The following is a 24,120-nucleotide window of genomic DNA, read 5'->3' on the forward strand; positions in this document are numbered from 1 at the left end:
GGGGAAGTCAACAACGGCGTCTACCGGTGCGGCTTCGCCGGCAGCCAGGAGTCGTACGACAAGGCGTACCACCAGCTCTTCGACCGACTGGACTGGTTGACCGAACGGCTGACCGACCAGCGTTACCTGGTCGGTGACACCATCACCGAGGCCGACGTGCGGTTGTTCACCACGCTGGTCCGCTTCGACCCGGTCTACCACGGTCACTTCAAGTGCAACCGGCAGAAGCTGAGTGAGATGCCGGTGCTGTGGGCGTACGCCCGGGACCTGTTCCAGACCCCCGGTCTCGGCGACACCATCGACTTCGACCACATCAAGCGGCACTACTACGAGGTGCACCGCGACATCAACCCGACCGGGATCGTGCCGCTCGGCCCCGACCTGTCGAACTGGCTCACCCCGCACGGCCGGGAGACGCTGGGTGGCCGCCCGTTCGGCGACGGCACCCCACCGCCGCCACCGGCCGAGCCCGTCGACCCCGCACACACCCCGCTGCGCTGAGCGGGCCGCTCCTACAGGGCGACGCGGACGGCTGCCGTGAGGACCAGTTGCGCGAGGGACGCGGGCACCAGCACCAGCCAGCACAGCCGCTGGAGCTGGTCCTCGCGCAGCCGGGGGTAGGACACCCGGAGCCAGATGATCACGAAGGAGACGGCGAAGACCTTCAGCAGGGTCCAGAGCCAACCGAGCTGTTCGTCCGCGAACGGGCCCTGCCACCCGCCGAGGAACAGCACCGTGGTCAGCGCGGCGATCACCACGATGCCGACGTACTCGGCGAGCAGGAAGAACGCGAAGCGCAGCCCCGTGTACTCGGTCATGTAACCGAAGACCAGCTCCGAGTCGGCCACCGGCATGTCGAACGGCGGCCGGCGGATCTCGGCCACCCCGGCGACGAAGAAGATGATCATCGCGGGCGCCTGCCAGAGCAGCCACCACGGCTGCCACGCCTCGACGATGCCCGACAGGCTCAGCGTGCCCGCCGCCATCGCCACCGAGGCGGCGGCCAGCACCAGCGGCAGCTCGTAGCCGAGCAACTGGGCGGCACCCCGCAGCCCACCGAGCAGGCTGTACTTGTTGGCCGACGCCCACGCCGACATCAGCACCGCCACCACGCCGACACCGACCACGGCCAGCACGAAGAACAAGCCGATGTCCAGAGGTTGCCCGACCAGGTCGTTCGGGCCGAGCGGGATAACCAGCAGCACCAGCAGGTAGGGCACCAGGGCCACCACCGGGGCCAACCGGAACACCGCCCGGTCCGCCTCGCGCGGGGTCACGTCCTCCTTCTGCACGAACTTGACCCCGTCCGCGACCAACTGGGCCCAACCGTGGAAGCCGCCCGCGTACATCGGGCCGAGCCGGCCCTGCATGTGCGCCATCACCTTGTGCTCGGCCTGGCCCACGAGCAACGGCAGGGTCAGGAACGCGACCAGCACGCCACCCACCCGCAGCACCAGCTCCACCCAGAGCGGCATCAGGTCGTACCCCCGTCGTCGTCGGTGCGCTCGGCGCGGGCCGGCGGGTCCGCGACCGGGCCGGGCGCCGGCTGGTCGGGTGAGCCCGGGCCGGCAGCGGGCGCAGGCCGCTCGGGCACCGCCGGGCCGTCCTCGGCCGCGGCAGACCGGGGAGTACGCGCCGGACGGGCCCCCGGAGCGGGCCGCGCCGGACGGTCACCGGCGGGTCTGGCCGGGGTGCCGCCACGCGGCCCCTCCCCCACACCACCCGCGCCGGCCGGGGTGGGCGTGGTGCCCCACTCACCCGGAGCCGGAACGCCCGGCGGGCGGATCGGCCGACGGCCACCGCCGGCCTCGGACTCGCCCGGTTCCTTCGCGCCCGGCCAGGGCTTGGCCACCCTGGAGGCGAGCACGAACTCCTTGCGCAGCGGGTGGCCCTCGAACTCCGGTGGCAGCAGCAGCGGAAGCAGCTCGCCGTGGCCGGCGAAGTCGATGCCGAACATCTCGTGCGTCTCCCGCTCGTGCCAGGCGGCACCCGGGTAGACGTCGACCACCGAGGCGACCGTGGGCTCGCCGCGCGGCAACCGGGTACGCAGCAGCACACCGTGCCGCAGTCGCGTCGACCAGAGATGCGCCACCACGTCGAAGCCCTCAGCCAACTCGTCGACGGCGGAGAGCCAGTCGAAGAAGTCGCAGGCCAGCTCGGTGTCGTCGCGGGCCGCGCGAACGGCGACCAGCCAGCTCTCCAGCGGCACGTCGACGGTGGCCCGGGCGAACCGCTGCCCGCCGGAGACCGACGGGGTCACCTCGACCGGCGCGAGCAGCGCCACCAGCCGAGCGCCGAGGGCTTCGGGAGTCATGACGCTGATCCTAGTGCCGGCCGGGCCCGCGCCTGGCCGCCGCCGACGCCAGGTGATCTGCCGGCTTTGCGCGCGGCGCAGCCTTGGGCGGGGAAAGATGAGGGCGTGCGCGCTGTGACTGTGAACCCCGGGGTCGCCAACTCACTGAACCTCGTCGAGGATCAGCCGGAGCCGGCTGCCGAAGAAGGCTCGGTCCTGGTCGAGGCCCTGGCGGTGGGGATCTGCGGCACCGACCACGAGATCATCGCCGGAGAGTACGGCGAGGCGCCACCGGGGCGGGACCGCCTGGTCATCGGGCACGAGTCGCTGGGTCGGGTGATCGAGGACCCCAGCGGGACCCTGCAACCCGGCGACCTGGTGGCCGGGATCGTCCGGCACCCCGACCCGGTCCCCTGCCCCAACTGCGCGGTCGGCGAGTGGGACATGTGTCGCAACGGCCGGTACACCGAACACGGCATCAAGGCACTGCCCGGGTTCGCCCGGGACCGCTGGCGGATCGAGCCCCAGTTCGCGGTCGCGCTCGACCCGGCACTGGCCCAGGTCGGCGTGCTGTTGGAACCGACCAGTGTGGTGGCGAAGGCCTGGGACCACATCGAGCGGATCGGGCACCGGGCCGAGTGGCAGCCGCAGACCGTCCTGGTGACCGGGGCCGGGCCGATCGGGCTGCTGGCCGCGTTGCTTGCCACCCAGCGCGGGCTCACTGTCCATGTGCTGGACCGGAACACCGAGGGGCCGAAGCCGGAGCTGGTCGCCGGGCTGGGTGCCACCTACCACACGGTGCCGGTCAACGACCTGCCCTTCGAGCCGGACGTGGTGATCGAGTGCACCGGCGCTCCCAGCGTGGTCCTCGACGTCATGTGCAAGGCGGGCCCGACCGGGATCGTCTGCCTGGCCGGCGTGTCCAGCGGAGGCCGGACCATCGACTTCGACGCCGGCGCACTCAACCGGGAGCTGGTACTGGAGAACAACGTGGTGTTCGGCTCGGTGAACGCCAACCGGCGGCACTGGGACATGGCCGCGCAGGCGCTGGTCCGCGCCGACCAGGTCTGGCTCGAGTCGCTGATCACGCGTCGGGTGCCGGTGAACAGGTACGCCGACGCGTACACCCCCGGGCCGGACGACATCAAGGTGGTGCTGGAGTTCGCGTCCTGAGCGACGCCACGCCCGATCAGATACCCGGCAGCCGGCCGTTGCGGAACAGGTCGACGAAGAGCTGGTGGTCCTGCCGGGCGCGCACCCCGTACGCGTGGGCGAAGTCCACCAGGTGTGCCACGAAGCCCGACTCGTCGGTGTCGACCGCCGCGACGATCGCCTCCTCGGTGGAGTAGTCCACCAGGTCGTGACTGGACTCGTCGTCGGCGACCGAGTGCATCCGGGCGACCGCCCGACCGAGGTCGACGAGCACCCCGGTCAGCTCCTCCGGCTCGTTCACGTCCGACCAGTCCAGGTCCGCGGCGTACGGGGACACCTCGGCGACGAGCTGACCGGCCCCGTCCAGCTCGGTGAAGCCCAGCCACGGGTCGGCATGCGCCTGCAACGCCCGCTGCGACTCGGCGGTCCGGTGACCCTGGTGCTGGAAGTAGCCGCGGACCGACTCGTCGGTGACGTACCGCGCCACGGCCGGCACCTGCGCCTGCTTCATGTAGATGACGACGTCGTTCTCCAGTGCCTGGGTGTGCCCCTCCAGCAGCAGGTTGTACGACGGCAGCCCGGCCGAGCCGATACCCACCCCCTTGCGCAGCACGACGTCCTTGATCCGCGCCGCGACCGGCCGCAGCTGCGTCGACGCGGTCGGCAGGGTGCCCAGGTAGTCCTGGAAGGCGGCGCGCACCCGGTCCCGGGTGTCGTCGTCGATCTCGAAGACCCCGTCACCGATGGAGAACCGTCGCTCGTAGTTGTCGATGGTGGTCTGCGCGGCCAGCAGGTCGACACGGGTGTTGAGCCGGGCCTGCTGGAGCACCCGGCGCAGCACGCCGTCGGCGTTCTCCAGGGTGATCGAGCCGATCGCGTCGTCCCCTCCGGCGGCGATCGCCCGCAGCTCGGTCAGGTACGACCGGGCGAAGCCGGCCACCAGATCGCCGATCGCCTCGTCGGAGAGCGCCTTGCCGTAGCCGAGCAGCGCCACGCTGGCCGCGAGCCGCCGCAGGTCCCAGGTGAACGGCCCGACGTACGCCTCGTCGAAGTCGTTGACGTTGAACACCAGCTGCCCGGAGGCGTTCATGTAGGTGCCGAAGTTCTCCGCGTGCAGGTCGCCGTGGATCCACACCCGGCTGGTCCGCTCGTCGGAGAACCGGTCGTCGGCGAAGTCGCCGAGCTGGTCGGCGTAGAACAGCGCGGCGCTGCCCCGGTAGAAGGCGAACGGCGAGGCCGCCATCTTGCGGAACTTACGGCGGAAGGCGGCCGGGTCGATCGCCATGGACGCACCGAACTCCTCGGTGAGCACGTCGACGATGTGGTCGGACCGCTGGTCCCCTGAGCTGCTCATGATGCGCAGGCTAGCCCGGCCCGGCCACCCCGGACGTCGGACAGCCGACTTGTCCCCTTCGACCGGAAGGTCGACACGGGCAGCCACCGGCGATCTTCTGACCGATGCTGGACCGACGCGAATCGATGGTTGTGCAACGGCAACCACACCATGGGTTCGCTGGCGTCTATCTAGGCGGCCGGGGCGATCGGCACCGGCCGCCATCACGGGAGGACCAGAAAGTCATGTTCCAAAAAACGGGGACCCTACTCACCGCCGTACTGCTCGGCCTGACCGCGACGGTCGCCACCGCCGCGCCCGCGGTGGCCGCACCGGCGGACGTCGCCGGCGGCACACTGTCGGTGGGCAAGCTGATCTTGAAGCCGACCGAGCGGGGCTACCGGGGCAGCGTCCCGGTGACCGTCACCAACACCGGAAGCGAGACCGACTACCTCTACTACAAGCTGCGCGAGCCGGTGCCGGGCGCCTTCCAGTTCGACGGCACCGTCTGCGACATGTTCGACATGCGCGTGGAGGACAACCGCCGGGTGGCGACCTGCTCCCTGACGGACAACTGGGCCTACCTGGCACCGGGCGAGAGCATCCGGAACGTGCTCGACTTCCACGTGCTGACCAACCCCCGGACATACCCAATGATCATGGCTGGGGGCTGGGTCGAGGTCTACTCCAGCAACAGCGGCCTGGTGGCGAGCACCCCGCTCAGCGCGCTGTTCCGGTCCACGAATGGTTCGTTGATTCGTCCCCGGCCGTACGTCCAGGACGCTCAGCCGGACGCCTCGATCAGGCTGAACGGCCCGGTGACGGAGTTCCCGGGCGGTGAGGGCAACCTGCGGGTGCCGCTGACGATCCGCTACGGCGGCGACGCGCCGCACGGCAGCTTCTGGGTGCAGGCCCGCTCCCTGCCGGCCGGCTCGGTTCTCCGGAGCGCCGACCCGGGCACCGGCCCGGTGGGCAGCGATGGCGTCCTGGTGCCGGTGCCAGAGTTGCAGTTGATGCCCGGCGAGGAGTTCAGCTTCGCAGTGGTCATCAGCCCGCCGACCGATCCGGCCGACACCACCAAACTGGTCGACATCGAGTTGACGACCAGCTGGTATCCGGAGACTCCCGACGTCGACCCGAGCGACAACGTCGTGCAGACCAGGCTGGCCGTCGCCGCCAACGGCTGACCGGTTCGCGGCCGCCGCTCGGACTCGTCCGGGCGGCGGCCCGGCCGCCGTCAGCTGGCGGCGGGCGGGCGCACGGGCGCGGCGGTGAGGGAGTCGACGGAGCGCGGGGCTGCGGCCTCGCGGGGAGGTGCGTCCAGCGGCGCGGCCAGCACGTCGCGTTGCGGCACACCGCCGATGCCGGACTGCTCGGCGGCGATCTTCTCCTGGAGGCGCAGGATGCCGTGCAGCAGCGCCTCCGGCCGGGGCGGGCAACCGGGTACGTAGACGTCGACCGGGATGAGCTGGTCGACACCCTTGGTCACCGAGTACGAGTCCCAGTAGGGGCCGCCGCAGTTGGAGCAGGCGCCGAACGAGATGACGTACTTCGGCTCGGGCATCTGGTCGTAGAGCCGCTTGATGGCCGGAGCCATCTTGTCGGTCACCGTGCCGGAGACGACCATCAGGTCGGCCTGGCGGGGGCCGTGGGCGAACGGGATCACACCGAGCCGGATGAAGTCGTGCCGACCCATGCTGGTGGCGATGAACTCGATCGCGCAGCAGGCCAGGCCGAAGTTGAACACCCAGAGCGAGTAGCGGCGCCCCCAGTTCAGCACGAACCGGATCGGCTCACCCAGCACTGCCGGTAGCTGCACGACCGCCCCCTTCCGTCCCCCAGCGGACAGTCAACCACAGCAGCTCCGAGCCTCGTTCGTGGCTTCTCCGGGCTACGCACGTCACCTGACGAAGTCAGTCGCGGGAGGAACCATCGTGAGAGCTCGTGTCAGACCTGCCGGTCGGGCCCGGCCAGCAGTGCTGGCCGGGCCCGTCAGACAACAATCGTCTCGCCGGTACGCAGTGCTCAGGCTGTCAGCGTGGTGCCGGGCGCGGTCAACTCCGCGACGCCCGGGCCAGGACCGATCTTGCCGGGAGCACCCGGGCCCGGGCCGATGGCGAGGACCACGCCCGGGCCAGGACCGATCTCACCGGGAGCACCCGGGCCGGGGCCGATCTCACCCGGCGCACCCGGGCCGGGGCCGATCTCACCCGGCGCACCCGGGCCGGGGCCGATGGCGAGGGAAACGCCCGGGCCAGGACCGATCTCACCCGGCGCACCCGGGCCCGGGCCGATCGCCGTGACGGCTGCCGCCGCACCACCCAGGCCGAAGGCGAGCCCGGCCGCCGCGGTCACTCCGCTGATCAGGATCTTGCGCATCGTCATTTTCTCTCCCCGTGTCGGTGTTGCTTGATGACATGACCGTACGGACCCGGCGAATACTATGAAACCTACTTATAGTTACACATATCGATATCTATGACCGATGTTCGGTTGACCGATCTGTGTGTCATGCGGCGCGTTGTCCTGGACACGACAGCAAACGCGAACAGCCCGTCCCGCAACCTGCCTACCCGCCCGAGTGTGTGACCGATGCTGGCGACCACGCCGCCCGCGGCCACCACGGGGAGGACGAGTGCTTGTGACAAGAGGAGTACGGGTGGGCGGACGGCCACCGGACCCACCGGGCAACTCGGCGCCGGAGGCCGCCGAACTGGTCTTCGACGACTTCTACCACGCCCATTTCCGCGGGCTGGTCGTGCAGCTCACCGCGTACACCGGTGACCGGGGGCAGGCGCAGGACCTGGTCCAGGAGGCGTTCTGTCGGGCGTACGCCCACTGGGAGCGGCTGGCCCGGTACGAGGACCCCCTGGCCTGGGTGCGCAAGGTCGCCTGGAACCTCGGCCACAACCGTTGGCGGCGACTGCGGACCGCCCAGGCGTGGCTGTTGCGGCAGCGGGAGACACACGTCGCGGAGCCCAGCCCCGACCGGGTGGCCCTCGACACGGCGTTGACGAAGTTGCCGCCGAACCAGCGGCGGGCGGTGGTCCTGCACTACCTCGCCGACCTGTCGGTCGCCGAGATCGCCGCCCAGGAACGGGTTGCCGAGGGCACCGTCAAATCCTGGCTGCACCGGGGCCGCACCGCGCTCGCGACGCACCTACGCGACACCAATGAGGAGGTGCGAGATGTCTGAGCAGGAGACCCTCGGCCTCGCCGAAGAATTCGCCCAGTATCGCCGTACCCTGCTGGACAAGGTCGAGGTGCCCGGTCCGGCCGCCGTCCGGCGGACGGTACGGGGCCGCAACCGCCGCCGGTGGGGGGCCACCGCCACGACCGCGCTCGCGTTGCTCGGCGGCTCGGCCATCGGGTACGCCGGGATGAGCGGCCCGGACCACCGGCCGGGTCCGGTCGAGCCGACGCCGAGCGTGTCGGTGTCTGCCACGCCGAGCGGCCTGGCGAGCCCGACTCCCAGCCCTTCCGTGACCGGTAGCGGCTCCGCCTCCGCCGCGCCCGACGGCCGGATCAGCCGGGCACAGTTGCTCGGCGCGTCGGTGACCCTGCCGGCCTGGCGGGCCGGACGGGGGTGCCCGACGTCGCAGACGCGGCTCAGCGGCGACAGCCGCGAGGGCGTCAACTGGCTCGTGGCGCTCGACCACGGCGACGTCGACGGGGACGGCGCGGTGGAGACCGTGGCGCTCGTGCAGTGCGCGCTCGGTACCCAGGGACCGATGCAGGTGGTCGCCTTCGACCGGGACGGGGCGGGGAAGGTGGTCACGCTCGGCCGGGTGGTCGCGACCACCATCGACAAGCCGCAGTGGTTGTTCGCCCTCGACGTGGTGGGCGACGGCACGGTCCGCGTGCAGGTCGGCGACATCGCTCCCGGGGGTGGCTGGGCCGCGAAGTGGTCGCAACGGCAGTGGCGGGACTACCGCTGGAAGGGTGATGCCTTCACCCAGGTCTCGGGGCCGACGAGCTTCGGCCCGAACCCGAATCTGGCGGATGTCTCGGTCACCACGGGTGACCTCGTGCTGAGAGTCGCGGACGACGGTTCCCGGACGGGTACGGCCACGGTGCGGATCCGCAACCGGGGCACGGCGCCGGTCGCCCACGTGGTGCTGCGGTTGGGCGTGCCCGCGGTGGTGCGCGCGGACGTCGACGGGTGGGAAACGTGCTCGGGCGTCCCGGAGAGCATCGACCCGATCGTCTGCCGTCTGCCTCAGCTCGCCGCCGGGGCGGAGATGCGGCTGGACCTGGACTTCCATCAGTACGAAGGGGACAAGCTGAGCACGGACAAGGCTGACGTGGAGGTCCAGCCGATGGACAGCGAACGTGACGTCCTGCCGGACTCCAACAGCAGCGACAACCTGGTTCAGATGAAGATGATCTACGGCTGACGAGCGCCGGCCGCGCCGTACGCCACGGGGGCGTACGACGCGGCCGGGCTCCGGGTCACCAGGTGGGACGTTGCAGCAGCCCGACGAACTCGACCAGCAGCCGCTCCCGCAGCGCCGGCGGTGCGGCGTCGAGCAGCGTGTTCACCACTGCCATCCGCTCCGGCAGCGGCGCGCCACCCGGCTCGCCGCCCATGCCCAACCCGGCGGCCAGGCCCTCGACGAGTTCCGGGGTCAGCGCGTCCGGGGTGAGCGCGCCGACCAGGGCGGCCAACTCCCCGGGCAGTTGGACCGGACCGGCTGCCCGGGCTGCGGCCACCGCGTCGGCCAGGTCCGGGCCGAAGTCGCCGACGCGCGGTGCCACCGAGGCGGTCACCGTGAGGTGCACGCTCGCCGGCAGTCCCGCGTACGACAGCTGGGGTTGGGTGTGCCAGCCGCGCGCGGTCAGCTCGTCCACCAGGACGAACAGGTCGGGGCCGCCCTCGGTGGCGGTGAAGCAGACCACCGTCGACTCCGGCTCGGCCATCAGCCGCAGCCCGTCGACGGCGCGGACCGCCTCGGCCAGGCCGGCGACCGCGTCCCGGGTGACGGTGGCCAGCCGCAGGTAGCCGTCGTCGCCGAGGTGCCGCACGGTGGCGTACGCGGCGGCGATCGGCCCGCCCGACCGGGTGGAGGCGATCACCGGGTTGATCATCGTGTAGCCGGGCCAGTCGGCGTACGCGAAGTACTGCGGCGACCGCAGCGAGGCGTCCCGGTGCAGCAGCACCGACACTCCCTTCGGCGCGTACGCGTACTTGTGCAGGTCCACCGAGATGGACGTGACCCCGGGTACCGCGAAGTCGAACGCCGGCACCGGCTCACCGAGGCGGCGCAGGTACGGCAGCGTCCAGCCGCCGAAGCAGGCGTCCACGTGGCAGCGCACCCCGGCGGCGGCCGCGGCGGCGGCGATCTCCGCGACCGGGTCCACCACCCCGTGCGCGTACGACGGCGCGGAGCAGGCGACCAGGACCGTCTCCGGGCCGATGGCGGCGGCCATCGCGGCCGGGTCGGGGCGCAGCGTGTCCAGGGAGACGGGCACGACGTCCATCGCCACCCGCAGGTAGTGCGCCGCCTTGGCGAACGCGGCGTGGGCGCTCGACGGCACCACGATCCGGGGCGCGGCGATCTCCGGGTGGGCGTCCCGGGCCGTCTTCACGGCGAGGATCAGCGACTCGGTGCCACCGCTGGTGACGCTGCCGACGACGTCCGGGGCGGTCGTGCCCGGGCCAGCGCCGAGCACCCGGCTGGCGGCGCCCACCAGCGCGTTCTCCATGGCCAGCAGGGACGGAAACGCGGTCGGGTCCAGCCCGTTGACGTGCGCGCTCTCCCGGTGCGCGGCGCCGGCCAGTTCGTCCAGCCCCGGGACCGCCGGGTCGTAGACGTACGCGAACAGCCGTCCCCCGTGGGTCGGCCGGTCTCCGGCGCGCAACTGCCGAACCTCGTCCAGCACAACCTCAGCCGCAACTCCGGCGGCCAACCCGACCCTGCTCTCGTCGATCATGGAGTTATGGTGCCCTTCTCGTGACGGTCAATGGCTTTCGTCCCCCACCACAGCTCCATGATCGACCCGGGCGGTGACCGGGGCGGCGAGTGCGGCGGCCAGCGCGGCGGGGGTCAGGGTGTAGCGGCGTAGCAGGAGGATCGGGGGGGCTATCAACAGCGCGGGGATCAGCGTGAAGCCGAGCAGGACGCCCAGGCGGGCCGAGTCCGACTGGGCGGCCGCCGAGCCGGTGTCGGACGAGACGTAGCCGGAGATCTGGAGCACCAGCCCGTAGATGCCCGGGCCGAGCGCCAGGCCGAAGGTCTCCCCCGCGGTCCACAGGCCGGTGAAGACCCCCGCCTGCCGTCGACCGGTGCGCGCCGTGTCGTACGCGATGCAGTCCGGCAGCATCGCCAGCGCGAAGACCTGTTGCCCGGCGTACCCGACGCCGATCACCGCGACCACCAGGTAGACCGCGACCGCCGGCAGCACCGGAGCGGCGACCAGAGCCAGCGCCCCGGCGGCGAGGATCACCGAGGCGACGACCAGCGCGGTGCGCTTGCCCAGCCGGGCGCCGACCCGCGTCCAGATCGGCATCACCAGCAGCGCCGGCCCGACGAAGCAGACGAAGAGCAGGGTCGGCCCGCTCTCGTCGTCGCGCAGGATCTGCCCCGCGAAGTAGTTGACGCCGGCCAGGATCGTCGCCACCCCGGCGGACTGCACCACGAAGCAGATCAGCAACGCCCGGAACGGGCGGTTGGCGCTCGCCACGGCGAGTTGGGCGCGCAGCGTCGGCTCGCTGCCACCAACGGTGCCGGTGGGCGCGGACCGGGTGCCGAGGAACGCGCCGAGGGCACCGAGGGCGATCAGCGCCGCCACGAACAGGCCCATCCACCGGTGCCCGGCCACGCCGTCACCACCGGCGCTCACCACCAGCGGGGCGACCGCGCCGGACACCAGGATGGCCAGCGCCAGCACCGCGATCCGCCAGGTCATCAGGCGGGTGCGCTCGGCGTAGTCGTCGGTCAGCTCCGCCGGCATCGCCACGTACGGCACCTGGAAGAAGGCGAACGCGGTGGCGGTGGCGAGGAAGGCGACGGCCACGTACGCCGCGGCGGCCGACCCGTTGCCGAACGGCGCGGCGAAGATCGACGCGAACAGGACAGCGAGCGCGAGGCCGGCGACGAGCAGGTACGGCCGCCGGGCGCCCCAGCGTGAACGGGTGCGGTCGGAGATTCGCCCGGCGACCGGGTTGACCAGCACGTCCCAGGCCTTGGGCAGCAGCACCAGCAGGGCGGCCATCCCGGCGGCCACGCCCAGCGTGTCGGTGAGGTACGGCAGCAGCAACAGACCGGGCACGGTGCCGAACGCGCCGGTCGCCAGTGAGCCGAGCGCGTAGCCGGCGTGCACCGGTCGAGGCAGCGGACCGGCGGCTGACGGGCCCGGGCCCGGCGGCGTTTTCATGGGGCCGAATGTTACTCACGTTATGCCGGAGGTCACATCCCTCATCTGGCGATCAAGCCGCCGGGCCTGTTGCGGACATCCGTTCAGTCAGGTTGACGGCAGCAGAGCCCGCAACCGCCTCCGCAGTCTCGGAGTGTTATCAGCGCCGACGGCAGACCAGCCCGGCGGTGACGGGGGAGGGGCAGTGACAGCAACGATGGGAGCCCGCGCCAACGAGCCGCCGGCAGTACGAACAGCCGGTGCTGCGACTGTCGACGCGACGATCACGTTCGACGACTTCTACCACGCGCACTTCGGCAGCGTGACCGCCCAACTGTGCGCGTACACCGGCGATCTGGGGCAGGCGCAGGACCTGGCCCAGGAGGCGTTCTACCGAGCGCTGGCCCGCTGGGACCGCCTGGTCCGGTACGACGACCCGGTGGCCTGGGTCCGCCGGGTCGCCTGGAACCTGGCGCGCAGTCGCTGGCGGCGGGTGCGGACCGCCCGCAACCACCTGCTGCGGCAGCGTGCCACCGAGGCGGAGGTGGCGGGCCCGAACCCCGACCGGGTGGCGATCGACGTCGCGCTGGCGCAACTGCCCGCCAACCACCGCCGAGCGGTCATCCTGCACTACCTGGCCGACCTGTCGGTGAGCCAGATCGCCGCCCAGGAAGGAGTGGCCGAGGGCACCGTGAAGTCCTGGTTGCACCGCGGCCGCACGGCCCTGGCCGGGCTGCTCGACGAGAACACCGAGGGGGTGCGCGATGTCTGACTTCGATCCGCTGCTGCGCCAGCGGCTCACCGCGTACCGCAATGACGTGGTCAGCCGGGTCACCGGCCCCGGCCCCGACCAGGCCCGGCACCACCTGCGCCGACGCCGGCGGATGACGGCGGTGGCCCTGGCCGCCGCGGCGGTCGTCCTGGTGGTCGCCCCGGTCGTCGCCAACGCGGCGCTGCGCGGCGACCGGAACCCGCCGGTGCCGGCGGAATCCGTGCACCCGACGGCCCCGCCGCCCTCGGCATCGCCGACGCCAACGCCGACCGGGTCGCCGACGCCGACGCCCACCACCAACACCCCGGCCGCGCCGGACGGGCGGATCAGCCGGGCGCAACTGCTTGCCGCCCGGGTCGACCTACCGAACTGGCAGCCCGGCGAGATGGAGGGCGGCTGCACCACCTCGAAGGTGCGGCTGCAGACCGACACGCAGAAGGTCTACGTGTCGGAGCTGACCGACGACGAGTTGAAGCACGGTGACGTCGACGGGGACGGTGCCGCCGAAACCATCGCCGTCGTCGGCTGCCGGTACGGCGAGTCGTCGGCGAAGCAGGTGGTGGCCTTCGACCGGAACCGGGACGGCCGGATCGTGACGCTGGGTCGGGTGGTCCGGACCGGCGACGGTTTCGACGACATCCTCGCGACGGAGATCGACCAGCGCGGGTCGGTCAGGGTACGCGTGGCCGACATCGCGCTCTGCTGCAGCACACCCGAGTACCTGCGGCGGGAGCAGGTGCGGACGTACCGGTGGAACGGCGAGCGGTTCAGCCAGACCGACGGTCCCACGACATTCGGCAAGGATCCTCGGCTCACCGACCTGAGGATGGGCATGACCCACGAACTGGTCGACGTCCCCGGTGCGGACACCCGGCGCAAACTCACCACCGTCTTCACGGTCACCAACGCCGGGCCGATCGACGCGCCCCAGGTCGCATTCGAGTCCATCGACGTCGGCGAACGGGCGGGGGGTGACTGGTCCCGGTGCGACCCGGATCCGTCGTCGCGGTACCTACCGTCGTGCCTGCTGCCCGGGGTACCGGCCGGCGAGTCGCGTCGCTACACGTTCGTCCAGCTGGTGCCGGGCAAGCCGGGGCCGGACGCGGGCACCCGGTACTTCGGCGTCTCCCACCACGACGCCCAGGACCGCTCGTGGCCCGACCTGAGGGAGGACGACAACAAGGTGAAGTTCCCGCTGCCGCTCTGAAACGGCCGCACAGCACCCCGTCCGACCGGACGGGGTGCTGTCGCCGCTGGGCCGGTCCGCGCAGAGCGGCCGTCACGCACGTTCCGCGTCGGTCACCCTTCCCGGTCCGGAGACCAACCGGCCGCCGCGATGTCCACGCGCTCGCCGCGCAGCGGCACACCCTCGGCGCGCAGCCGGGCCCGCGCCTCCCGCTCGTGGCCCGGCGGCAGCCGACCGGCGGAGGTCACCACCCGGTGCCAGGGCACCGAGCCGCCGTGGCGGGCCATGATGGTGCCCACCAGCCGAGCCGAGGCACGGCCCGAGCGCTCGGCCAGGGCGTCGGCGACCCCGCCGTACGACATCACCCGACCCTCCGGGATCCGCTCGACCAGGTCGAGCACCGCCTCGACGTACTCGTCAGGTGTCACAATCCGCCACCATATGGGAACGCCGCCGGGCGGTGCGCCCGTGACCACGCAGAATGGGCGGGTGCGTGACGCAGTCACGACGGCCCGGCGGGTCGTCGTCAAGATTGGATCCTCCTCGTTGACCACCGCCAGCGGCGGCCTGGCCGACGAGCGCGTCGACACGCTGGTCGACACCCTCGGGCGGCTCACCGCCGAAGGCCGCGAGGTGGTGCTGGTGTCCTCCGGCGCGATCGCCGCCGGCCTCGCCCCGCTCGGCCTGATCCGACGCCCGCGCGACCTGGCCACCCAGCAGGCCGCCGCCAGCGTCGGGCAGGGCCTGCTGATCGGCCGGTACGCGGCCAGCTTCGCCCGGCACGGCCGCACGGTCGGGCAGGTGTTGCTCACCGTCGACGACGTGACCCGGCGCGCCCACTACCGCAACGCGTACCGGACGCTGCGCAAGCTGCTCGACCTGCGGGCGGTGCCGATCGTCAACGAGAACGACACGGTGGCCACCCAGGAGATCCGGTTCGGCGACAACGACCGACTGGCCGCGCTGGTGGCCGCCCTGGTGCACGCCGACCTGCTGGTGCTCCTCTCCGACGTGGACGCGCTCTGGACGGGCGACCCCACCAAGCCGCAGTCGACCCGGATCAGCGAGGTCCACGGCGACGCGGACCTCGCCGGGATCACCGTCGGCGGTGCCGGCCGGTCCGGTGTCGGCACCGGCGGCATGGTGACAAAGGTCGAGGCCGCCCGGATCGCGACCGGTTTCGGCATCCCGGTGGTGCTCACCGCCGCCGACCTGGCCGGCCCGGCGTTGGCCGGTGAGCCGGTCGGCACGCTGTTCCACCCGCAGCGGCAACGCCCGACGGCCCGGCTGTTCTGGCTGGCCCACGCCACCTCGCCCCGGGGCCGCCTGCACCTCGACCCGGGTGCGGTGGCCGCCGTCGTCGGGCGGCGCAAGTCGCTGCTGCCCGCCGGCATCACCGCCGTGGACGGCACGTTCACCGCGGGCGACCCGGTGGACCTGGTGGACACCGCCGGCGCGTCGGTCGCCCGAGGGCTGGTCAACTACGACGCGGTGGAGTTGCCCGGGCTGCTCGGTCGCTCCACCTCCGAACTCGCCGCGGCGCTCGGCCCGGCGTACGAACGAGAGGTCGTCCACCGCGACGACCTGGTGCTGCTCTAGCAAGTGCCCTTCCCACCACCCGAGGAGTCGAGGATGAGCGTCGTCGAGCAGGCGCAACGGGCGCGGGACGCCGCCGCCGAGTTGGCGGTGGCCACGCGTACGGCCAAGGACGCCGCGCTGGTGGCGATGGCCGACGCGCTGGTGGCGCGTACCCCGGAGATCCTGACCGCGAACGAGACGGACCTGGCGGCCGGTCGGGAGGCCGGGCTGAGCGCGGCCGTGCTGGACCGGCTCGCCCTCGACGCGGGCCGGGTGGCCGGCATCGCCGACGCGCTGCGCCAGATGGCCGCGCTGCCCGACCCGGTCGGTGAGGTGGTCCGCGGTTCCACCCTGCCCAACGGGCTGGAGTTGCGCCAGATCCGGGTGCCGTTCGGGGTGGTCGGCATCATCTACGAGGCACGACCGAACGTGACAGTGGACGCCGCCGGGATCTGCCTCAAGTCCGGCAACGCGGCGCTGCTGCGCGGGTCGTCCTCGGCCGCGCACTCCAACGCCGCGCTGGTCGCGGTGCTGCGCGACGCGGTCGCCGACGCCGGGCTGCCGGCCGACGCGGTGCAGCTGCTCGACGCCAGCTCCCGCGACTCGGTCAAGGAACTGATGCGCGCCCGTGGGCTCGTCGACGTGCTCATCCCGCGCGGTGGCGCGTCGCTGATCCGCACGGTGGTCGAGGAGTCGACCGTTCCGGTCATCGAGACCGGGGTGGGCAACTGCCACGTCTACGTCGACGCCGCCGCCGACGTGGCGAAGGCCGTCGCGGTGACGCTGAACGCCAAGACGCAACGCCTCTCCACCTGCAACACGGCCGAGTCGCTGCTGGTGCACGCGAGCGTCGCCGACGCGTTCCTGCCGCCGATGCTGGCCGCCCTCGCCGAGGCGGGGGTGACCGTGCACGGCTCCCCCGAGGTCGCCTCCTACTCCGCCGCCGTGGTCCCGGCCACCGACGAGGACTTCGCCACCGAATACCTGTCGGCCGACATCTCGGTCGCCGTGGTCGACTCGCTGGACGCGGCGGTCGCGCACATCCGCCGCTTCGGCACCGGGCACACCGAGGCGATCCTGACCGACTCGGCGAGCGCGGCCCGCGAGTTCGTCGCCCGGGTGGACGCGGCGGCGGTGATGGTGAACGCCTCGACCCGGTTCACCGACGGGGGCGAGTTCGGCTTCGGCGCGGAGATCGGCATCTCCACCCAGAAGCTGCACGCCCGCGGCCCGATGGGTCTGCCCGAGCTGACCAGCACCAAGTACGTCGTCACCGGGGACGGGCACGTGCGCTAGATCGGCCTCAGCCCGGCTGCGCGGCGGCGCCGGCCGTCGCGGGCCGGGCGGCCCGGATCGCGGCCAGCGTGGCGTGCACGTCGAACTGGTGGCCGTCGTCGCTCTCCCAGCCACCGTCGCTGCGCTGGGTCTCGGTCAGCCGGCGCAGCGCCCGCACCATGATCCAGTCCTGCGGGTCGATGCCGGCCCGGCGCAGCGTGGATGCCAACCACGCCACGTCCCCGGGGGACATCTTCGGCATCCGTTCGGCGAGCACCACCTGAATCCGTGCCGACTCCTGGAACATCTCCTGCCGGTGCAGCACGGCCGCGCTCAGCCAGCCGGCGGCGAGGTACGAGGGCCAGCTACCGTCCGGGCGCAGCCGCGCGGCGAGCGAATGGGCCGCCGCCTGCACCACCCCGGCGTACGCCCCGCCGACCCGGTGGTCGAGCGGGCCCGACGCGCGGGCGTCCAGGCCGGCGACGGTGAGCCAGAACCCGGCGTTGGCCGACTGAAGGAACCCGGCCTCCGGATCGCCGGGCCGGGCCCATTCCGGGGCCGAGTCGGCCAGCGACGCGTCCTCGTCCCAACTGCCGTCGGCCTGCTGTCGCGACGCCAGCCAGTCGAGCGCGCGGCGGGCGGCGGGACGGCCGAGCGCACCCAGGTCGTCCAACTCGGCGAGCCGGAAACAGGTCGCATCGATCGAGGCCGTCGCACCGCCCCAGGTGGCCGGCCAACCGCCGTCGGGTGACTGGCCGACCTCGGCCGTCGCCAGCAACTCGGGGGGCACGGCGGTGCCGTTGCGAAGCCAGGAGAGGCGGGCGCGTTCCACCGCGTCCCCATGCGCCACGACGAACCCGATCGCCGCTTCCAAGTCGACCACGGCGGGAACGCTACCTGCGCAGACACGATCCCGCCTCGGGGAATCGGTTGGCCTGCGGTGGCTGCGTCGCTCCGGGCGGAGGGCCGCCCGGCGTGATCTGCGTCGATTTGCCGGGACGGCCGTGTGGGCCGCCCCGGCACATCGATCAGTACGCGGGCAGCGCCGGGTCGATCTGCTTGATCCAGGAGAGCACGCCACCCTGCACGTGCACGGCGTCCCGGAAACCCGCCGCCTTGAGCGCGGCGAGCGCCTCCGCGGACCGGACCCCGGACTTGCAGTGCAGCACGATCTGCCGGTCCTGCGGCAGCTTCGCGAGGGCCTCGCCGGAGATGATCTCGCCCTTGGGGATCAGCGTGGAACCGGGGATGCGGACGATCTCGTACTCGGCCGGCTCCCGGACGTCGACCAGGAAGATGTCCTTGCCGGCGTCCTGCCACTCCTTGAGTTCGCGTGCCGTGATGGTCGCGTCGAGCGTCGCCTCCTGCGCCTCCTCGGAGACCGCGCCGCAGAAGTCCTCGTAGTCTTCCAGCAGGTCGGTGACCGTCGGGTTCTCGCCGCAGAGCGCGCAGTTCGGGTCCTTGCGGACCTTGATCTTGCGGTATTCCATCTCGAGGGCGTCGTAGACCATCAGGCGGCCGACCAGCGGCTCACCGATGCCGGTGAGCAGCTTGATCGCCTCGTTGACCTGGATCGAGCCGATCGACGCGCAGAGCACGCCGAGCACGCCGCCCTCGGCGCAGGAGGGGACCATGCCGGGCGGGGGCGGCTCCGGGTAGAGGCAGCGGTAGCAGGGGCCGTGCTCGGCCCAGAACACCGACGCCTGGCCGTCGAAGCGGTAGATCGAGCCCCAGACGTACGGCTTGCCGAGCAGCACCGCCGCGTCGTTGACCATGTAGCGGGTGGCGAAGTTGTCGGTGCCGTCGACGATCAGGTCGTACTGCGCGAAGATCTCGCGGACGTTCTCCCGGTCCAGCGCGGTGTTGTGGATCTCCACGTTGACCAGCGGGTTGATCTCGCGGATCGACGCGGCCGCGGACTCGGCCTTGGACCGGCCGATGTCGGACACGCCGTGGATGATCTGACGCTGGAGGTTGGACTCGTCGACGGTGTCGAAGTCGATGATGCCGAGGGTGCCGACCCCGGCCGCGGCGAGGTACATCAGGGCGGGTGACCCGAGGCCACCGGCGCCGACACAGAGCACCCGGGCGTTCTTCAGCCGCTTCTGCCCGGTCACCCCGACATCCGGGATGATCAGGTGGCGCGAGTAGCGGCGGATCTCGTCAACGGTCAGCTCGGCGGCGGGCTCGACGAGCGGGGGCAACGACACGGTGGACTCCCCGGGATCGGCGGTGTGAACCGCGCCATTGTTGCTCGCGGGAGCCCCCCTCGGCCATGAGGGATGACACGTGGTCCGCGATGCGGGAGCGGGAATAACCGACGACCCGGTCGATCAGGGGACGATGTCACCCGCGTAGCGACGACCGTCGAGGTAGGGCCAGGCGTTGGCGACGCAGCCGTTGAGGCCGTACGTCTGCTGCTGCATCACCGGCGCGGGCTCCCCCGGCCCGGGGCAGGCCTCGTGCTCCTCGCCGAACTCGTGGCCCACCTCGTGGTTGATCACATAGGTGCGGTAGGTGTCCAGCGAGGCGCCGTAGTCGGGGACCGCCTCCATCCAGCGGGCCAGGTTGATGACGACCCGGCCGGGCAGGCGGCACGAGGTGTAGCGCTCGGTGGTCAGCCCGCCCTCGGCGCACATCCGCTCGGACGTGACCGGGGTGGCCAGGTAGATGGTGAAGTCGGCGGCTCCGGCGTCGGCCACCCGTTGCACCCGCAGGTCGCCGGAGGCGATCCAACTGCGCGGGTCGGCCAGCACCTCGTCGACCCTGGCGGCGAACGCGTCAGCGTCCTGGCCGGTGCCACGTTCGACCGCCACCCGGTAACGGCGCAGCGGACCGTCCACACCGTGCTCGGCCGTCTCGCCCTCGGCGGTGGTGAACCGTCCCGCTCCGACCGACGGATAGCTGGTGGGCGCCGGGTGCGCGGGCGCGCCGCCCCCGTGGCCCATGCCGCCCTGCGTGGTGGCCGGAGGCTCGACTGGTGGCTCGCCGGCCCGGTACAGCGTCACACCGATGGCCGTGGCGAGGACGAGCAGGCCGAGCAGCAGGCTGCGGCGGCGACGCCGGTGCATCCGGACGAGTGTGTGACGCAGGTACGCCGGACGGCCCGACGGGTCGGGCGGCTGGGGTGGGCCGTAACGGGACGACGGCGTCATGACGTCGAGCCTGCCAGATTATTCGGGCATTTCTCCGATATTGCCGCTATTGCCGCATGACGCCTGATGGAGGGGTGGAAGGTCGGCGTGTCGGCCCGTCGCTCAGAGGGCAGGACCGGCGTACCGACGCCCGTCGAGGTACGGCCACTGGTTGACCCGGCACCCGTTGAGGAAGAGCGTCTGCTGCATCATCACCGGCGCCGGCCTGCCCGCCCCCGGGCAGCGCTCGTGCCGGTGCCCGAGCTGGTGCCCCACCTCGTGGTTGACCACGTACGTCCGGTAGACCGCCAGCGGCACGCCGGCCGAGACGAAGTGCGGCACGGACAACCGCCACCGGTCCAGGTTGATGATCACCTGGCCGGGCGCGCGGCAGGACGTGTACGGCCGACCCCCGACCCGGATGTCCACCCCACCGTCGGCGCACATCCGACCCGCCGTACGGGCGGTCGCCAGGTAGACGGTGAAGTCGCGAGGCGCGTCCCCGGGCACCTGCTGAAGCCGCAGCCTGCCGCTGTCGACCCAACTGCCCGGCCCGGCGAGCGCCGTGTGGACCGCCAGCCCGAACTCGGCGGCGTCCTCGTCGCTGCCCGACTCCACCGCGACCCGGTAACGCCGCAGCTCACCCGCACGTCCCAGCACCGGGCCGGAGCGGGCGTCGTAGCCGAACCTCCCCGTGCCGGCGCTCGGGACCGCACCGGGCACCCGCAGCACAACAGGCGGGCTGGACGGAACCGCCTCGGAGGGCGACGGGCTGACCGTCGGCGGCAGTGGCGCGGCCACCAGCGGCGGCAGCGTGGCGATCTCGTCGGCGGCCAACTGGTCGGCAGCGGGGTGCCCACCCGGCCCCTCGGCGATCACTGTCACCACCGCGCCGACAGCCAACACCACCGCCACCAGTTGGGCGAACAGCGCGAAGCGTCGCTGACGGCGACTGGGGAGGGGGGCTGAGCTGGGCATCCAGGTCAGCCTGCCAGATCAGACCGCCCAGCGGTGTCCCCCGTTTCGGCGAGCAGGCCGACCACCGCCCGGGCGACCAGCCGGGGCACCTCCAACTGCGCCACGTGACCGACGCCGTCGAGCATCATCAGCCGACTGTCCGGGATGACCCGGGCGGTCTGCGGCGCGACCCGCACGTCGACCAGGCGATCCGCTCGGCCACCCACCACCAGGGTCGGCGCGCGCACCGCCTCGGCGAGACGCCACAGCGAACCCTGCCCCGGCAGGTACGCCCGCAGAAAGCTGGAGACCAGACCGCGGAACGTCCGGACGTACGCGGCGGCGTAGTGCTCCGCCTCGTAACGAACCCGGATCTCCTCCAACGCCTCGGCCCGGCGCTGGTCGCAGATCCGGCTCAGGTCGGCGACGCACGCCTCCAGCACCTGCTGGGCCATCACCTCGGGAGCGAGCTGGGTGAGGTGCCGGGCGACCAGCCGTTCGCCGCGCGGGATGGCGAGCACCGGCAGCATCCGTCCCTGCAACGAGCGACGGAAGTCGAGGAACGGCAGTGCCGGGGAGATCAGCGTGAGCGTACGGACCAGGTCGGGGCGGAGCCCCGCCACCTGGACCGCGACCGCGCCGCCCAGCGAGTTGCCGAACAGGTGCACCGGGCCCCGACCGGAGTGCTCGATCCAGCGCACCACCAGATCCGCGAAGGCCGGAATCGTGTAGCGGGGGCCCGGCTCACTGCGGCCGAAGCCGGGCAGGTCGATGGCCTGGCCATCCAGCCGGTCGGCCAGCAACCCGGCCAGGTCGGTCCAGTTCTGTGACGAACCGCCCAGCCCGTGCACGTACAGCGCCGGCTCCGCGCCGGCGGCGGTGGCCGGGGTGTCCCGTACGTAGGTGACCCGGCCGTCGAGGCGGACCTCCCGGCCCGGCCACGGTGGCGGGACACGGTGGTCGGGCAGCAGGTGGTCCGGCCAGAGGGTGGCGCGTCTCATCGCTCCAGTCTGCCTCGGACCACTCAGGACAGCAGCGCCTCCAGCCGACGGTTCACGGCCGCGAGGGTCGCCCGGACCACCGCCTGCCGGGGATCACCGGCCACCAGAGCCGAGCCGGCGAGCTGCTCGACCCAGCCCTCACAGACGAGCAGTGCCACCACGGTGGCCACCTCGCAGTTGCCGAACGGCACCACCGCGGCGTGCTCGACGAAGCAGCGCCCCCGCTCGGCGTTCTCGGCGCCGCGCAGCAGCTCGTCCACCGCGGCGGCCGCCGCCACCGCGCAGAGCCGCAGCACGTAGCCGTCCACCGCCGGCCCGGTCGCGTACCCGGAGGCGCTGTCGCTCCCGGCCAGCAGCCGGACCTCGACGTTCGCGTCCAGGCCGAAGGTGCTGACCTGCACGTGGTCGATCACCACCCGTGGCCCCAGCGCACCACCGGTGTCCAGCGGTCGGGACGGCGCCGACTCCGTCGTGGTCACCTGACCACCGGAGTACGACGTGCCCAGCGTCGCCGGGCTTCCGGTGGCGGCACCGGCCGGCGCGGCCGAGACCGATCCCGGTTCCTCGACCGTGGCACGTCCCCGGTGCGGTGCGTTCGAACGGCGGCGGCGCGAGGTGTCGGTGGCGGGCCGCTGCTCCAGGCCCGCCGGCACGGCCTCCACCCGGGCACCGCCCGTGGGCGACTCGACCGCCCGCACCTCACCGGTACGTGGCTCGGCGCCGGCATCGCGTGCAGCCGGGCTCTGGGGCTCCGGGGTACGCCGTTCGGCGGCCCGGGGCTCGGCCACCCGACGGCGGACCGGCGGGGGTGGCGTGCTGGGCAGGCCGGGCAGGTTCTGCGGGGCGGCGGCCAGCCCCATCCGATCCTGGAGCAGCCGGGCCACCTGTCGGCTCACCTCGGCCGGGTCGGCGCCGTCGGCCAGGTCCAGTCGAAGACTGTGCGCTCCCGCCGGGGTACGACGCAGCGCGGCGTCGCGGACGCCGGCCACCTCGCGGACGGCGTCCAGGATCGCGTTGACGTCGAACCCCTCGGGGCGCTCCCGCAACGGGGCTGGCTCGTCGTCACGACGGAGGTGGGTGGCGATGCGGGCGAGTTCCGGAGTTTCGGCGGGTGGCTCCACAGCTGGCGGCTCCGGCACGACGGGCACGTCCGGTTCTGCGGGGACGCGCTGCGGCAGCACCACCGCTTTCGGGTCCGACTGCTGGCCGTCGTCGGCCGGTTCGGACGACGACGTCGGGTCGGGTGCGGATCGGCGAGCCGCATAGGGGGAGGCGGGCACGGACCCCGGCCGGTCGTGGGGCTCGGAACCGTTCGTGAGCGGGGGCGGAGCCGATCCCGCCGAGGACGACGGGACGTCACCGGTCGACGGGTTCGTCGGCGCGGTCGGGCGGTGTGACTCGGCGGGAGACGGGCCGGGCGGCTCGGGCGTCGCCGGGCGGAGCCGGAATGGCCCGGTCGGCCGGATCTCGGGCCGTGGCATGGCCGGGGTCTCGCCGTCGTCACCTCCACGGGTCGACGCCGCCGACTGGATCGCCCCCCAGGACGGACGGTCGACGGGGGCGGCGGGAATGCGGCCCTCGGACCAGTCCGGCCGCTCTTCTCGCGCGGTGCCCGCCGGGGTGGTGGGCGAACCGCCAGCCCAGGAGGGGCGCTCGGCGACCAGGGGCGGGCCCGCCGGAGCCGGTGGCGCCTCGGCCAGTGTGGGAGGTGGCCCGGCTGGCGCCGGCAGCCCGGCGTCGGCCGATGCCGGGCTGGCGGCCCAGGAAGGCCGCGACGGCGGCGCACTGGTCGGCGCGGGGTCGGAACCACCGGCCCAGGACGGGCGAGCCGACGGCGCACTGGTCGGCGCGGGGTCGGAACCACCGGCCCAGGACGGCCGGGCCGACGGCGCGCTGCTCGGCGCGGGGTCGGAACCCCCGGCCCAGGACGGGCGAGCCGACGGCGCGCTGCTCGGCGCGGGGTCGGAACCGATCGGAAGCGCGGCGTGTCGGGAACCAGTGTAGCACCCGGGGGTCGCCGCACAATTAGACAACAAACACACAACACCGCCGCGATCACAGGCCGCAGCAGCGCCGCACAGTC

The 24,120-nt window shown here is 72.6% G+C and carries 21 protein-coding genes and 2 pseudogenes; 9 read left to right on the forward strand and 14 right to left on the reverse strand.

Annotated elements, in window-relative coordinates:
• A partial coding sequence (locus LADH09A_RS23380; protein ID WP_238647609.1) for a glutathione S-transferase C-terminal domain-containing protein occupies positions 1–501 on the forward strand: 501 nt, incomplete at its 5' end.
• Positions 502–512: 11 nt separating this feature from the next.
• Here LADH09A_RS23380 and LADH09A_RS23385 read toward each other — a convergent pair.
• A complete protein-coding gene (locus tag LADH09A_RS23385; RefSeq protein ID WP_238647610.1) occupies positions 513–1,475 on the reverse strand; it encodes a complex I subunit 1/NuoH family protein in 963 nt (320 codons plus the stop codon).
• Positions 1,476–1,717: 242 nt separating this feature from the next.
• Positions 1,718–2,314, reverse strand: a pseudogene (locus tag LADH09A_RS23390) (NADH-quinone oxidoreductase subunit C); the annotation flags it as partial.
• Between the two features lie 105 nt (positions 2,315–2,419).
• Between LADH09A_RS23390 and LADH09A_RS23395 the strand changes: the two are divergent.
• On the forward strand, positions 2,420–3,466 hold the full coding sequence (locus tag LADH09A_RS23395; RefSeq protein ID WP_238647612.1) for a glucose 1-dehydrogenase: 1,047 nt from the start codon (positions 2,420–2,422) through the stop codon (positions 3,464–3,466).
• 16 nt (positions 3,467–3,482) lie between these two features.
• On the opposite strand, the gene LADH09A_RS23400 is transcribed toward LADH09A_RS23395, so the two are convergent.
• On the reverse strand, positions 3,483–4,799 hold the full coding sequence (locus LADH09A_RS23400; protein ID WP_238647613.1) for a DUF2252 domain-containing protein: 1,317 nt from the start codon (positions 4,797–4,799) through the stop codon (positions 3,483–3,485).
• Positions 4,800–5,023: 224 nt separating this feature from the next.
• Here LADH09A_RS23400 and LADH09A_RS23405 point away from each other — a divergent pair, with 224 nt between their 5' ends.
• Positions 5,024–5,965 carry a hypothetical protein gene (locus tag LADH09A_RS23405; protein ID WP_238647614.1) on the forward strand — a complete coding sequence of 314 codons (942 nt, stop codon included), beginning with the start codon at positions 5,024–5,026 and terminating at the stop codon, positions 5,963–5,965.
• Positions 5,966–6,015: 50 nt separating this feature from the next.
• On the opposite strand, the gene LADH09A_RS23410 is transcribed toward LADH09A_RS23405, so the two are convergent.
• Together LADH09A_RS23410 and LADH09A_RS31790 are read right to left on the reverse strand one after the other, a co-directional pair.
• Positions 6,016–6,597 (reverse strand): NADH-quinone oxidoreductase subunit B, encoded by a 582-nt coding sequence (locus LADH09A_RS23410; RefSeq protein WP_238647615.1) that lies wholly within the window; start codon positions 6,595–6,597, stop codon positions 6,016–6,018.
• A gap of 206 nt (positions 6,598–6,803) precedes the next feature.
• Entirely contained in the window at positions 6,804–7,163 is a 360-nt protein-coding gene (locus tag LADH09A_RS31790) for a hypothetical protein (RefSeq protein ID WP_274530035.1), read from the reverse strand.
• Positions 7,164–7,437: 274 nt separating this feature from the next.
• Here LADH09A_RS31790 and LADH09A_RS23420 point away from each other — a divergent pair, with 274 nt between their 5' ends.
• Together LADH09A_RS23420 and LADH09A_RS23425 are read left to right on the forward strand one after the other, a co-directional pair.
• On the forward strand, positions 7,438–7,974 hold the full coding sequence (locus tag LADH09A_RS23420; protein ID WP_238647616.1) for an RNA polymerase sigma factor: 537 nt from the start codon (positions 7,438–7,440) through the stop codon (positions 7,972–7,974).
• Positions 7,967–9,175 (forward strand): hypothetical protein, encoded by a 1,209-nt coding sequence (locus tag LADH09A_RS23425; RefSeq protein WP_238647617.1) that lies wholly within the window; start codon positions 7,967–7,969, stop codon positions 9,173–9,175. Before LADH09A_RS23420 ends, LADH09A_RS23425 begins: the two co-directional genes overlap by 8 nt.
• Before the next feature lie 55 nt (positions 9,176–9,230).
• On the opposite strand, the gene LADH09A_RS23430 is transcribed toward LADH09A_RS23425, so the two are convergent.
• Positions 9,231–10,712, reverse strand: a complete 1,482-nt coding sequence (locus tag LADH09A_RS23430; RefSeq protein ID WP_238647618.1) for a pyridoxal phosphate-dependent decarboxylase family protein — start codon at positions 10,710–10,712, stop codon at positions 9,231–9,233.
• 27 nt (positions 10,713–10,739) lie between these two features.
• Positions 10,740–12,155 carry an MFS transporter gene (locus tag LADH09A_RS23435; protein ID WP_238647619.1) on the reverse strand — a complete coding sequence of 472 codons (1,416 nt, stop codon included), beginning with the start codon at positions 12,153–12,155 and terminating at the stop codon, positions 10,740–10,742.
• 184 nt (positions 12,156–12,339) lie between these two features.
• Here LADH09A_RS23435 and LADH09A_RS23440 point away from each other — a divergent pair, with 184 nt between their 5' ends.
• Both LADH09A_RS23440 and LADH09A_RS23445 read left to right on the forward strand, forming a co-directional pair.
• The gene (locus LADH09A_RS23440) at positions 12,340–12,906 is read left to right on the forward strand and encodes a SigE family RNA polymerase sigma factor (protein WP_238647620.1); all 567 of its coding nucleotides are present in this window, start codon (positions 12,340–12,342) and stop codon (positions 12,904–12,906) included.
• On the forward strand, positions 12,899–14,113 hold the full coding sequence (locus LADH09A_RS23445) for a hypothetical protein (protein ID WP_238647621.1): 1,215 nt from the start codon (positions 12,899–12,901) through the stop codon (positions 14,111–14,113). The genes LADH09A_RS23440 and LADH09A_RS23445 overlap by 8 nt, the downstream gene beginning before the upstream one ends.
• A gap of 92 nt (positions 14,114–14,205) precedes the next feature.
• Here the strand turns inward: LADH09A_RS23445 and LADH09A_RS23450 are convergent, their stop codons facing one another.
• Positions 14,206–14,520 (reverse strand): MGMT family protein, encoded by a 315-nt coding sequence (locus LADH09A_RS23450; RefSeq protein WP_238647622.1) that lies wholly within the window; start codon positions 14,518–14,520, stop codon positions 14,206–14,208.
• Positions 14,521–14,533: 13 nt separating this feature from the next.
• Here LADH09A_RS23450 and proB point away from each other — a divergent pair, with 13 nt between their 5' ends.
• Both proB and LADH09A_RS23460 read left to right on the forward strand, forming a co-directional pair.
• Positions 14,534–15,691 (forward strand): glutamate 5-kinase, encoded by a 1,158-nt coding sequence (gene proB, locus LADH09A_RS23455; RefSeq protein WP_238647623.1) that lies wholly within the window; start codon positions 14,534–14,536, stop codon positions 15,689–15,691.
• A gap of 33 nt (positions 15,692–15,724) precedes the next feature.
• Positions 15,725–16,966 carry a glutamate-5-semialdehyde dehydrogenase gene (locus LADH09A_RS23460; protein ID WP_238647624.1) on the forward strand — a complete coding sequence of 414 codons (1,242 nt, stop codon included), beginning with the start codon at positions 15,725–15,727 and terminating at the stop codon, positions 16,964–16,966.
• Between the two features lie 7 nt (positions 16,967–16,973).
• Here the strand turns inward: LADH09A_RS23460 and LADH09A_RS23465 are convergent, their stop codons facing one another.
• From LADH09A_RS23465 to LADH09A_RS23490, 6 genes and pseudogenes are all read right to left on the reverse strand, one after another.
• Positions 16,974–17,828 carry a prenyltransferase/squalene oxidase repeat-containing protein gene (locus LADH09A_RS23465; RefSeq protein WP_238647625.1) on the reverse strand — a complete coding sequence of 285 codons (855 nt, stop codon included), beginning with the start codon at positions 17,826–17,828 and terminating at the stop codon, positions 16,974–16,976.
• 145 nt (positions 17,829–17,973) lie between these two features.
• Positions 17,974–19,155, reverse strand: a complete 1,182-nt coding sequence (gene moeZ / locus LADH09A_RS23470) for an adenylyltransferase/sulfurtransferase MoeZ (protein WP_238647626.1) — start codon at positions 19,153–19,155, stop codon at positions 17,974–17,976.
• A gap of 123 nt (positions 19,156–19,278) precedes the next feature.
• Positions 19,279–20,100 (reverse strand): DUF3152 domain-containing protein, encoded by an 822-nt coding sequence (locus tag LADH09A_RS23475; RefSeq protein WP_238647627.1) that lies wholly within the window; start codon positions 20,098–20,100, stop codon positions 19,279–19,281.
• A gap of 102 nt (positions 20,101–20,202) precedes the next feature.
• Complete coding sequence (locus LADH09A_RS23480) at positions 20,203–21,057, reverse strand: DUF3152 domain-containing protein (RefSeq protein ID WP_238647628.1); 855 nt, start codon at positions 21,055–21,057, stop codon at positions 20,203–20,205.
• A 5-nt stretch (positions 21,058–21,062) separates the two neighbouring features.
• Positions 21,063–22,037 (reverse strand): alpha/beta fold hydrolase, encoded by a 975-nt coding sequence (locus tag LADH09A_RS23485; protein WP_238647629.1) that lies wholly within the window; start codon positions 22,035–22,037, stop codon positions 21,063–21,065.
• A 23-nt stretch (positions 22,038–22,060) separates the two neighbouring features.
• A pseudogene (locus tag LADH09A_RS23490) lies at positions 22,061–23,764 on the reverse strand (hypothetical protein); the annotation flags it as partial.
• Positions 23,765–24,120 lie beyond the last annotated feature (356 nt).

Origin of the sequence: Micromonospora cabrerizensis (genome assembly GCF_022230955.1) — a bacterium.
Lineage (GTDB): Bacteria > Actinomycetota > Actinomycetes > Mycobacteriales > Micromonosporaceae > Micromonospora > Micromonospora cabrerizensis.